We start from the raw sequence: 11,023 nt of genomic DNA on the forward strand, positions 1-11,023 counted from the left end.
TCCTTAGTAAGATCCTGAAACGTCACACTCTTGATAGTGTTTGTTCTGGCCTTTGACTGTTACGATAAAGTTTCCTTCCTTATTAAACACAAGTTCTCTGTCTTCTTTCCCTTGGTACTTCGCCCGTATACCTTCTTCTGACCTCTCAACAATCTTGTACATACTACCGATGTGCTTCTTTCCCTCCCGCACCTCATGAGTAATCTGCCAGCCATCATCAGCAATATAAAAGCTAGCATCCTCACCTGTTTTAACTTCCTTGCAATCAATAATCGTCCCAGCTACAGCCCCTTGCACCGACAAACCAGCTACCAGAGTACCAGCAACAGCTAGCTTTTCTAAATACTTCATACTGCTTCCACTTCAGCCTTTATCCTATAAACAGTCTTTCGACCTATGCCCAACTCTTTAGCAATATCAGTAGCACCCTTGCCAGCTTCCAGCAGATCAAGCACAGCCTGTCTATCCACTGACTTTTGTCTACCTTTATACTTCCCAGCAGCCTTAGCAATGGCTACCCCTTCCTTCTGCCTCTCAGCTCTGATAGCAAGTTCAAATTCAGCGAATGCACCCATCATAGAGAGCATCATTACCTGCATTGCTTTAGCCTGTCCCTCTGCCTGAGCATCAAAGCAAAGTTGCTCCTTATGAAACCTGACAGAGATACCAGCAGCCAGCCAGCTATTAACCAGCTCCCGCAAATCATCCAGATTCCTAGCCAGTCTATCAATACTCCATACATTCACAGTATCGCCAGAGCGTACATATTCTCTCATTTCTTGGAGTGCTGGTCTATCCGCATCTTTACCAGAGGCTTTATCAGTAAAAGTCCTATCAAAGCTCATCTTTCCATTCAGCCCGTTAAACTGCCTATCTGTATTCTGCAAGACAGTAGACACCCTAACATAAGCTACTTGCTGTCCTTTATGCTCTGGCTTGCTGGTGCTTTCTTTGGCTGGCTCTCCTTGCTCCAACTTCTTAAAGATACCTTCAGCATTATTCTTAAGTACGTTGTACGCTATCTCTCTGGTGCATCTTCCCTTATGTATTCCCAGCTCTGGGAACTCTTCAGCAGCAATAGCCTTAACATCCTTCAGAGTCATTGTCTTAGCTTCCAGTGCTTCAGCTAAGTCTTGCATTCTGATAGCTGTCTCTCTGCTCTGTGTCTTAACTTGTGTCATTCTCTCTCCTTGTATCTTTATGAGGTGTGTCATATACATCTAAGATGTGATTCATTCTACTGTGTCATAAATCAAAGTCAACTTAAATGACACACTATTCTCTAAGTAATGACACGTGTCACTAGATTATACCCAAATGACACAAGCGATTATTCAGTTACTATCCTCCTGCTTTGTTCTCGACTATCCAGCCACCAGCCAGACAACCAAGCAATACCCACCGCCACTCAGAAACAAGTAGCGGCTAGTCGGCATACGGGGACAGCCAGCTTTGGGCAAGTACAAGATAACCTGATAGATTCCGAACTCTCAGAACAAACCAAGAGTGCAGACCTCAGAAATATTTCCAGCAGAATTTTAGAAAGGTGCTTATGCAGGCGGCAGGCTTACAATCGGCTCTCGATTGAATCAAGAATATCATCAGCTCTCGGCAGGGCTACAAGACTCCGAGCGTAATTGTCCATCATTCCGACTCTCGGCTTCATCTCTCTTTTGCACAAACGTCTATAATTCCAGTACCCAGCATAAGCAAGCAGCGGAACCTTATATTTATTTCCTGCACCGTGATTCTCAGTAGCCCATAGCAAAGCATCCTGTCTCCTTTTAACTACTTCAGGTTCAGCATAAATAAGAGCACCCAGCATCTCAGCAGCATTCTTTCTCATTGCAGCGGTTACATTTAACTTCTTTCCTTTAACTTCAAAAGTTGTACCAATAAACTCCAACACAATTAACCTCCTTTGAGCTGGCTTAAGCCACCAGCTCTATATATCTCTGTGCATTCTCTCTGTGAATTGCAACAGTCCATTCTTTCTCAGCCCATTTAACAGGCTGACCCTCTTCATTCTGAAAACCTAATACCTCATGCGGTAAGTCCAGAACCGGAACGCCATAATCAAACCTGTGATTAACAAGTTGCCAATAGCTCATAAGCTCTTTTTGAATGTAAGCATCAAAGAAAGCCTTTCTACTTCCATCCTTATAGAGCTTTCCTCCTTTTGCTATTACATCCTTCACAGCCTGTTCTTTAGTTGTGAATACTTTCCCTATAGCTGGTTCAATTTCCTTCTTCCAGTTCTTGCTAGCAGCAGCCTTAATCTTTCCTGACTTAATCAACTTCAGCCATTTATCGCCAAACCTTACACGCATCTCTCTATTAACAGACTGCGGCGTAACTTCTCCAAGAGTATTTATCAAAGGTTCCAGCACTCGGCTATGATCTTCTTTAAATCCTTGATTGTCTTTAGCAGGCCACGGGAATATATTCTCCTTTTGGAGCTTCCCTCCAGCTTTGAAGGAAACAGCATGACATAGGTGAACATCACCCGGCATATAGAAAGCTCTCTTCTTTAGTCCTAGCTTTTCCTGCTGTTCTTCTGTAAAGGTCAAAACATAACAGAATTTATTTTGATTTCTGACTTCTTCAATTAGGTTGAGTACATCTCCCCACTCTGGAAGGCAACAGGTAGTTCCATATCTTTCTGCCTTATAATAAACAGTAAGCACAATAGAGTTATTCTCAAGCTGGCACTCCTCACAGATACGTTTCTTTCCCTCAAAGATTGCTCCTTTGCTGGTGGGTTTACCGCACCTAATACAAACTTTAGCTTTCTGTTTTCTTTCTAACTCTTTTCTATTTGCTTTGCTGGTGGGCTTACATTCAGTGCAATACTTCTTTCTTTTATCCGTGGTTCTAAATTGTTTACGGCACTCCTTATTACTGCATCGTTTACGAATAGTTGTCACCTTCATTCCTCCTCTATCGGATTAAGCTGCTCCCAAGTGTTAGTAGCTGCTATTACAACCCTGATAATAAGTTCATCACTCCATGTAGGTTGCACCTCTTTCAGTCTCTTCTTAAAATGAGAGAAATAAATAGTGTGCGGTACGTTCTGTTCTTTCCATGCAACTGTTGCAGCTTCAACAGCCATCTGTATATATTCGTTTATAAGTTGGTTGAACTCTGTCTTGTTCTTTGGTGTAGACATAATAAATCTTCTCCTGATAATCAGGTGTAAAAGGTGGTTGTTAAATACAGGCAAATTTGCGGGGTTTAAACTCCCCAGATTTGGGGTATTTGAAAGACAATTCACTTAAGGGAAATTAGAGGGGTATATCTCACTCCAGAATCCCCGCAATCCCTTGCGGCTCTTGGTCTGTCGAGCTTTCAAGGTGTCACACTTTATCTCTATCCGCTCCAGAATCCCAAGAGCGGGGCTACTCTCTGGGCTTCTCAGCCCTGTAGCCCAATCACTCTCAGCAAGCAACCTCAATCCCTTGCTCAGCCAGTACCTCAACAGCTGTATCCCAATAGCTTTGGGCTTCTTCCTTTCTGAACTTTGAGAACATCATCTTCTTAGCAGACTTCGGGCTAATCTCTTCCTTAGCAATAGCAGTCACCAGATTAGCGGCTACATTCTCAATCCGCTTACAGTACGCTTTCTGTCGGGCTTCCTTCCGCATCTCTTTCTTCAGCTCCTCAGAACGTGCCATACCCTCAAGACTCCGCATCTTTGCCTTAGCTCTCGCAATGGCTTCAGGGGCTTGCTTCCGTCTCTGGTACAGACTCATACGACACAAGCGGTTATACTCAGTCATAATCTCCTTGGCAGCTTCCTTACTGGCTTCCTTAGTAATCAACCCAGCTCGAACCATACGCTTCAGGTCTGCCATAGTAGATTCCCTATACAGCTCTGCTCTCTGTGTATGATTCCCGACCATAGCCAGCGGTTGATAATTCAGCTCGCCTCGTTCCTGCATCTGCTGCAATACTCGATGACTCCCGTTCTTCACTTTCTGCACAGTCTTATTAGTAGTGCCATGCTCTTCAGCGATCTGGTTAATAGTCTTTGTCTTGTACCCTTTTCGCTTCCGGTCTGCATTCTCTACCAGAGCGTCATAAATCGCCCGTACACGCTCCTCAGTCAGCCATTTAGCCTTAGCTGGTACATTCTTCTCACTCATAATAAACCTCCGTATACGCCCTCTCAGGCGTCTTAAATCAAATTCAACAGCAGATACTTAGGGGACTATTCCCACTCCTGCACCGAGCCAGCAGGCACAAGCACAGCTAATCCGCATCGCTTCAGTAAAGGGAATACTTTGCTCCGACTTTCTCGGGAAGTATCCCCTGTTCAATAGAGCAACTTTAATCAAGGCGAACTCTCGTTCAAATAATTTGAATGCAGCAACAAGCCATACGGGGCACCGGACAGAATTATCCAGTCTTAAACGCTCACAGAAATTTCTAATTCAGAATCGAATCGGGCTAGATGCAGGGCTTGGGTTTTACTGCGGTGAAGGGAAAGTAGTTATCCACCAGTGGTGGAAAAGTCGTTACTGCGACGGAGGGGCGAAAGCCAGAGGACAACAGCCATCTATTCAGTTATTATCCTCTCGAAGTTCTTTGCAAATAGACACGCCAGCTCTCGAGCGTACGGCATGGGATTCCTCAGTGTGCAAAAACAATCGGGGTGAATGCTGGCTATTGTCAGAACGCTGCTTTATTTCAGGGTCATCAATATCGATCTGCTTGAGTTGTGTACCCAGCATCTGGATAAACCCCTGTACTCGATCCTGGCCATTCAACGTGTATTCAAACCTGAAAAAACGCTCGAAGACCATTTGGCCAGAATAACCACGACGGAAACGGGTACGATACCGAACAACGGAGTCATCCAGAAACTGAACGCTCATATCATGACAGGCCTTTTTGCCATAAACGACAGCGGCCTCTTTTGCTCTGGCGGTATCAAACCAATAATAGAGCAGGAGAAAAAGCAGGGTCAGCCAGAGTAATACATCCATTGAGGCATTCTATGCTGAAAAAAAGTGAGAATAAAGCGGCAGTTGATCAATGAAGGCATCTCGGGCACTTAGGCTTGCCGATGACCTTTCCTTCTCTATCCAGCACCTTCTCTCGGGAATCAACGCGGTAGATTTGTCGCAGATACTCTTTTTCGATGGCACTGGCATCAATCAAGGGTTTTATATCAATACCTGCATATTCCAGGTACTCAAGCATGTGCAGAGGGTTAAGCACAATGTCCTCCGGCTGGGTTATATCTTTTGCCTTTCAAGTTGCTACTTTGTTGGCTGCACTCGTTCTCCCCAATCACTTACTAGCTGTAAGCTCATGGGTTTTCACTCATTTGCCGCCGCGTAGCAACTTGAAGTGCTTTGGGTAAAAATATGGCCGGAATATTACCATGGAGAATATTGTTTTTTTTGATGCAGAGCATAAAAAGAAGGTAGTGTATTGAAAAGGCAATGTAAGAAAGAACAAAGGCCTTGATCTTTCTGAGTGTATTGTTTTAAAGGAAAAATATGATATAGGTCAATACACGGCACTGCCTACCCTTATACAAAGTAAAGCAAGAACAAATAGAATGAGGGATAGAAAGATGACAGTCATTGAGCAAATCATTAAAGACCATCAGCACATGACCAGGCTGCTGGACTTTCTCGACCAGGAAGTGTCGAGGTATCGCGACGATAATGAATACGCCCCCAGAATAAATCTGATTCTCGAGGCACTGGACTATCTCCATCATTACCCGGATGCATTTCATCACCCTATTGAGTCTCGACTGATGGTCAGACTACGTCCACGACTTGAACGACAGAATGATCGTATACAGTTTGACCTTATTGAAAACCAGCATCAACAGATCACCGCGATGACCCAGAAATTGAATGCGGCTTTTTCCAGCGTAGCCAAAGATCAGGTGGTTCCGATTAATCTTTTGCTTTCTGAATACGTGCTTTATAGCGAGTTGCAAAGAGAGCATATGGAGCTGGAAAACCAGTATATGATTCCGGCCATGCAGGCGTTACTTTCTGAAGATGACCTGGCTCAAGTTCAGGATGATTTGAAGCAGATGGCTGACCCGCTGTTTGGCGCCCACCTCTGGGAAATGTACGAAAATCTCTACCAGCACATCGCGGAAAGTGAACTGATGCCCGATGTAATATGAAATCATTCTTAGGCTGAAATGCCATCTTCTTTTGAATAATGTATGCTGAATCTACCTACGGTTTAACATACATTTGTCTAATGTCTTAGAAGTGGACGATAACAATAATGACGAGAATGACCTTATATGATCTAGCCGGTCAGAATGATGATCTGCGCTTCAGCCCTTATTGCTGGCGAGTAAAAATGGCTTTGCTCCATAAAGGCCTTGAGGTGGATAGCAGGCCCTGGCGATTTACTGAAAAAGAGACAATTGCTTTGTCAGGTCAAGGCAAAGTGCCAGTGCTGGTGGATGGCGCCCAAATCATTAGTGATTCATGGACTATTATCAATTATCTGGATACGGCTTATAGCGATAAGCCCCTCTTGTTTGCCGACCAGATAGCAAAAGAAGCCGCTTTTAATTTGAAAGAGTGGGGGGATAAAACATTACTTTTACCGCTATTAAAAATAACGATTCTGGATATCTACAACGCCATCCATGAGAAAGATAAAGCGTACTTTCGGGAGACCCGAGAGCAGCGATTGGGCATGAGCCTGGAATCGCTGTGTGACCGATCGGACGAAGCGATTGCCTCCTTCAGACGTTTGCTGGAACCCGTAAGAAAAACGCTGGAGTGGCAGCCATTTCTCAGTGGCGAGCAGGCGGCAGGGGCAGATTATATTTTATTTGGTGCCTTTCAGTGGGTGCATTGTGTCTCCGCGATACAAATTTTGGCAGAGAATGATCCTGTCAATATCTGGTGCCAACGAATGAGAGCGTTATTTAACGGGTATGGTGAAAAGGCCAAACGGGCCATTTAATACGCAGGTAGAGACATAATATGAAACCTCAGATAGTCGCTTTCCTGATGATGCTCTCCTGTTCAACTTTGCTGGCTGCTCAGATCGATCCAATAGCGTGGGAAGCACCATCAAGCAAAGGTTATACAGGCAGCTTTGCAACTAATAACAGGTTGGCAGACCTTAAGTATATTGATCTTAAAGGCCGGTCTGGTCCGGAAGACGTCGTATTAGGCAACGATGGTTATCTTTATGGTGCCACCCATGACAGTGCCATCATTCAAATTGATATAAAGACAGGCACTACTGAGACATTGGCCTCTACTGGTGGACGTCCTCTAGGCCTTGCTTTTGGCCCTGATGGTTTGCTCTATATTGCAGATGCTTTTCTTGGCTTGATGGTTCTGAATGAAAAGAATGAAGTCGAGTTACTGGCGGATAAAACAGCGTCCGGTTCACCGATTCTCTATGCCAATAATCTGGATATCACGAAGACAGGTGTCATCTATTTTACCGATTCCAGTACCCGTTTTGGGGCTGCAGCCAGTGGCGATACCCTTGCGGCTTCCATGCTGGATTTGATGGAACATCAAACCACCGGCAGGGTTTTGAAGTATGACCCGGCGTCTAAAACGGTGGACGTGGTGACGGATGGTTTTAACTTTGCCAATGGCATTGCACTCTCCGAGGATGAACAATACCTTCTGGTGATTGAGACGGGAGCCTATAAAGTTCATCGTATCTGGTTAGATGGGCATAAGCAGGGACAGCGTGAAGCAGTGTTAACCAATATGCCTGGTTTTCCGGATAACCTGACCCGGGCAGCAAACAATACCTTCTGGCTCGGGTTGGTTAGCCCAAGGTCAGCGGCGATTGATAAGCTATCCAGCTGGCCATATCTTCGTAAAATCGTACAAATGCTGCCTGAAAGCCTGAGGCCAAAACCGCAGCGATACGCTCATATTGTTCATATTGACGGCGATGGTCAGGTACTGGAAACATTGCAGGATGCAGAAGGTCGCTATGCCATGAATACGGGGGCGATCTCCGGCCCGGATGGTGAACTGATTGTCACCAGCCTGACTGAACCAAGGCTGGGATATCTTGAAGCAGGCTGGGACAAAGAATGAGTTATCACTGTGCTAGCACGGCTTGATAGCTCGGCTTGATAGCTCAGCTTGATAGCTCAGGCCGATTCTTATAAAGCGCCAATGCTTCTGGATTTGCCAGAGCATCGGTGTTTTTTACCGGACGGTTGTGAATCACTTCTCTTACCGCCACCTCAACAATTTTGCCACTGATCGTTCGGGGAATATCCGTCACTTGCAGTATCTTAGCTGGCACATGTCGCGGGGTTGTATTGCTGCGAATTGTCGTGCTGATTTTATTTGTCAGCGCTTCGTTCAACTCAAGCCCATCTCTGAGCTGAACAAAAAGAACGACTCTGGTGTCATCCCCCCACTCCTGACCCACCGCAATGCTATCAAGCACTTCAACGACTTTATCCACCTGACGATAGATTTCTGCTGTGCCAATACGCACTCCACCAGGATTCAGCACGGCATCTGCACGACCATGGATAATAACGCCATCATGCTTGGTGAGTTCGCCATAATCACCGTGTGCCCAAACGCCATTGAAATCATCAAAATAAGCGCCGTGATACTTGCTCCCATCAGGATCGTTCCAGAACCCAATGGGCATGGATGGAAAGCTGGATCGACAAACCAATTCACCTTTCACGGCAACTTGAGGGTTGCCTTCATGATCGACAAATTCCACGTCCATGCCCAACCCTCTGCATTGCAACTCGCCCCGATAAACCGGCAGTATCGGGCACCCTAAAGCAAAGCAGGACATGATGTCGGTTCCACCAGAAATGGAGGAAAGACGAATATTCGGTTTTACATCACGGTAAACGTAGTCGTAACTTTCATGAAGCAAGGGCGAACCGGTGGAAAGCAACGCTTTCAAATTATCAAGATTATGGGATTCGGCTGGTTTCACACCTGCTTTCTGTAATGCGGCAATGTATTTCGCACTGGTGCCAAAGATAGAAACATCCTCTTCGTCGCCCATGTCTATTAAAGATGCCGGTTCTGGATAAAAGGGTGATCCATCATAAAGGACAACTGTCGCGCCAATAGCCAGTGACGACACTAGCCAGTTCCACATCATCCAGCCGCAGGTGGTGAAGTAGAAAATGGTGTCATCCGGTTTCAAATCTGTATGAAGCCCGAGTTCTTTCAAATGTTGCAGTAATGTTCCACCATGGCCGTGCACGATGCACTTGGGCACGCCGGTAGTGCCCGATGAGTACATGATGAAGAGAGGGTGGTTAAACGCAACGGGTTCAAAAATGACATCTGTAGTCGTACTACTGCTGCAAAAATCTGACCAGAGCACACTCTTTGGTAAATCCGTCGTCACCAGCTTTGTGTTCAGAAACGGAACTATCACGGACTGCTGAATAGATGGAATCTTCTCTAAAATAGTGCGTACTTTTTCAAGGCAGTCGATCTGTTTGCCGCCGTAAAAATAGCCATCCACGGTAAGCAACAGTTTTGGTTCAATTTGACCAAATCGATCCATTACCCCCTGAATGCCAAAATCCGGTGAACATGATGACCAGATAGCGCCCAGAGAAGTTGCTGCCAGCATAAGGGTAACTGTCTCCAGGCAGTTGGGCATGAACGCGGCAACACGATCGCCTTTTGATACGCCGGCATTCATCAAGCCTTGCTGAGCTGAAGCAACGGCTTCATACAGCTGTTGATAACTCAGTGTACGTCGATGGCCGTTTTCTCCACGAAAGATCAGTGCTGTTTTATCATCGCGCCTTTTCAGGAGGTGTTCCGCATAATTCAAAGTGGAATCAGGAAACCATTCAGAGCCGGGCATTTTATCATTGATCAGAATGGCAGATGGCTGATGATGGAAAATGACTTGGTAAAAGTCAGACAGAGACTGCCAGAAACGAGGGCGATCCTCGATACTCCAATTATGAAGTGTTGGGTAGTCCGGCATGGATAAGCCAGTATGGTTTTGCACATACTCAATAAACCCATGAAGGTTCGATGAAGCTATGGCTTCTTGATCAGGTTTCCATAATGCAGTCATGGAATATCTCTTGTTCTTTTTCTTATGAATTCAGGTTTGAGTGTATCAGAGCAACACCTGCATTGGAGCGAGATGGAATGCCAAGCTCCCTATGAATAAAGCGGGCGGTGTTTAAGAGTGCCTTTAGATCAATGCCGGTCTTGATCCCCATGCCTTCCAACATGTAGACGACATCTTCCGTCGCCACATTACCGGATGCTCCGGGTGCATAAGGGCAGCCACCAAGCCCAGCGATAGATGAGTCAATCACGGTTAACCCTTCTTCCAACAGTGCATAAATATTGGTTAAGGCCTGACCATAAGTGTTGTGAAAGTGAGCAGCAAGCGATTGAGTTGGAATATTTCTGGAACAGGCTGCAAAAATGCGTTTTGCTTTGAGCGGTGTACCTACGCCAATCGTGTCGCCCAGAGAGATTTCATAACAACCCATTTGCCAAAGTGCATTAGCAACACTGGCAACCTGTTCCGGTGATATTTCGCCATCGTATGGACACCCCATCACGCAGGAAACATACCCTCTGACCTTCAGGTGATGCTTTTGAGCTGCGTCCATGACCGGTTCAAACCGTTGAAGGCTCTCTGTTATTGTACAGTTGATATTTTTCTTGCTAAAACCCTCAGAGGCGGAAGCAAAAACAGCCACCTCATCAGCACCTGCTGCTATTGCAGCTTCAAAACCTTTTAAGTTTGGTGTTAAGGCGCTATAAACGACACCAGACTTTCTGTTCAATGCTGAAAAAACATCCTGCGAGCCAGCCATTTGTGGTACCGCCTTAGGTGACACAAAGCTACCCGCTTCAATCCGTTTAAGCCCGCTTGCGGCTAAACTATCAACCAGTTCAGCACGCTGGCTTGCAGAAAAGGTTTCCGGCTGATTCTGTAAACCATCTCTTGCTCCCATCTCTACCAGCGACACCGCTTTTGGGAATCCTTTTAATGACGTGACAGATTTATCAGTCATCTG

At 45.6% G+C, this 11,023-nt stretch carries 13 protein-coding genes; 3 read left to right on the top strand and 10 right to left on the bottom strand.

Annotated elements, in window-relative coordinates; translation table 11 throughout:
- Nucleotides 1–3: 3 nt before the first annotated feature.
- From Q1B11_RS01170 to Q1B11_RS01205, 8 genes are all read right to left on the bottom strand, one after another.
- Nucleotides 4–351 (bottom strand): hypothetical protein, encoded by a 348-nt coding sequence (locus Q1B11_RS01170; protein WP_299726089.1) that lies wholly within the window; start codon nucleotides 349–351, stop codon nucleotides 4–6.
- Nucleotides 348–974, bottom strand: a complete 627-nt coding sequence (locus tag Q1B11_RS01175; protein ID WP_366139425.1) for a recombinase family protein — start codon at nucleotides 972–974, stop codon at nucleotides 348–350. The genes Q1B11_RS01170 and Q1B11_RS01175 overlap by 4 nt, the downstream gene beginning before the upstream one ends.
- 593 nt (nucleotides 975–1,567) lie before the next feature.
- A complete protein-coding gene (locus Q1B11_RS01180; protein ID WP_299726095.1) occupies nucleotides 1,568–1,909 on the bottom strand; it encodes a hypothetical protein in 342 nt (113 codons plus the stop codon).
- 22 nt (nucleotides 1,910–1,931) lie between these two features.
- Nucleotides 1,932–2,927, bottom strand: coding sequence for a hypothetical protein (locus Q1B11_RS01185; RefSeq protein ID WP_299726100.1), 996 nt, complete (start codon nucleotides 2,925–2,927; stop codon nucleotides 1,932–1,934).
- 2 nt (nucleotides 2,928–2,929) lie between these two features.
- On the bottom strand, nucleotides 2,930–3,169 hold the full coding sequence (locus Q1B11_RS01190) for a hypothetical protein (RefSeq protein ID WP_299726103.1): 240 nt from the start codon (nucleotides 3,167–3,169) through the stop codon (nucleotides 2,930–2,932).
- Between the two features lie 268 nt (nucleotides 3,170–3,437).
- Nucleotides 3,438–4,145, bottom strand: a complete 708-nt coding sequence (locus Q1B11_RS01195; RefSeq protein ID WP_299726106.1) for a hypothetical protein — start codon at nucleotides 4,143–4,145, stop codon at nucleotides 3,438–3,440.
- 417 nt (nucleotides 4,146–4,562) lie between these two features.
- The gene (locus Q1B11_RS01200; protein WP_299726109.1) at nucleotides 4,563–4,988 is read right to left on the bottom strand and encodes a DUF3301 domain-containing protein; all 426 of its coding nucleotides are present in this window, start codon (nucleotides 4,986–4,988) and stop codon (nucleotides 4,563–4,565) included.
- Between the two features lie 46 nt (nucleotides 4,989–5,034).
- A complete protein-coding gene (locus Q1B11_RS01205; RefSeq protein WP_299726112.1) occupies nucleotides 5,035–5,223 on the bottom strand; it encodes a hypothetical protein in 189 nt (62 codons plus the stop codon).
- A gap of 361 nt (nucleotides 5,224–5,584) precedes the next feature.
- Here Q1B11_RS01205 and Q1B11_RS01210 point away from each other — a divergent pair, with 361 nt between their 5' ends.
- From Q1B11_RS01210 to Q1B11_RS01220, 3 genes are all read left to right on the top strand, one after another.
- Complete coding sequence (locus tag Q1B11_RS01210; RefSeq protein ID WP_299726114.1) at nucleotides 5,585–6,157, top strand: hemerythrin domain-containing protein; 573 nt, start codon at nucleotides 5,585–5,587, stop codon at nucleotides 6,155–6,157.
- Nucleotides 6,158–6,264: 107 nt separating this feature from the next.
- Entirely contained in the window at nucleotides 6,265–6,960 is a 696-nt protein-coding gene (locus Q1B11_RS01215) for a glutathione S-transferase N-terminal domain-containing protein (protein WP_299726117.1), read from the top strand.
- A gap of 20 nt (nucleotides 6,961–6,980) precedes the next feature.
- A complete protein-coding gene (locus Q1B11_RS01220) occupies nucleotides 6,981–8,069 on the top strand; it encodes an SMP-30/gluconolactonase/LRE family protein (protein ID WP_299726120.1) in 1,089 nt (362 codons plus the stop codon).
- Nucleotides 8,070–8,112: 43 nt separating this feature from the next.
- On the opposite strand, the gene Q1B11_RS01225 is transcribed toward Q1B11_RS01220, so the two are convergent.
- Together Q1B11_RS01225 and Q1B11_RS01230 are read right to left on the bottom strand one after the other, a co-directional pair.
- A complete protein-coding gene (locus Q1B11_RS01225; RefSeq protein ID WP_299726123.1) occupies nucleotides 8,113–10,059 on the bottom strand; it encodes an acetoacetate--CoA ligase in 1,947 nt (648 codons plus the stop codon).
- 22 nt (nucleotides 10,060–10,081) lie between these two features.
- Nucleotides 10,082–11,020, bottom strand: a complete 939-nt coding sequence (locus Q1B11_RS01230; RefSeq protein ID WP_299726126.1) for a hydroxymethylglutaryl-CoA lyase — start codon at nucleotides 11,018–11,020, stop codon at nucleotides 10,082–10,084.
- Between the last annotated feature and the right edge of the window lie 3 nt (nucleotides 11,021–11,023).

The organism is uncultured Endozoicomonas sp., from assembly GCF_947495845.1.
GTDB lineage: Bacteria > Pseudomonadota > Gammaproteobacteria > Pseudomonadales > Endozoicomonadaceae > Endozoicomonas.

Bases quoted from the DNA above. Each gene is read 5' to 3' on its own strand.
- Q1B11_RS01230 (WP_299726126.1), bottom strand. From the start codon at position 11,020: ATGACTGATAAATCTGTCACGTCATTAAAAGGATTCCCAAAAGCGGTG.
- Q1B11_RS01195 (WP_299726106.1), bottom strand. From the start codon at position 4,145: ATGAGTGAGAAGAATGTACCAGCTAAGGCTAAATGGCTGACTGAGGAG.
- Q1B11_RS01210 (WP_299726114.1), top strand. From the start codon at position 5,585: ATGACAGTCATTGAGCAAATCATTAAAGACCATCAGCACATGACCAGG.
- Q1B11_RS01200 (WP_299726109.1), bottom strand. From the start codon at position 4,988: ATGGATGTATTACTCTGGCTGACCCTGCTTTTTCTCCTGCTCTATTAT.
- Q1B11_RS01220 (WP_299726120.1), top strand. From the start codon at position 6,981: ATGAAACCTCAGATAGTCGCTTTCCTGATGATGCTCTCCTGTTCAACT.
- Q1B11_RS01225 (WP_299726123.1), bottom strand. From the start codon at position 10,059: ATGACTGCATTATGGAAACCTGATCAAGAAGCCATAGCTTCATCGAAC.
- Q1B11_RS01170 (WP_299726089.1), bottom strand. From the start codon at position 351: ATGAAGTATTTAGAAAAGCTAGCTGTTGCTGGTACTCTGGTAGCTGGT.
- Q1B11_RS01215 (WP_299726117.1), top strand. From the start codon at position 6,265: ATGACGAGAATGACCTTATATGATCTAGCCGGTCAGAATGATGATCTG.
- Q1B11_RS01190 (WP_299726103.1), bottom strand. From the start codon at position 3,169: ATGTCTACACCAAAGAACAAGACAGAGTTCAACCAACTTATAAACGAA.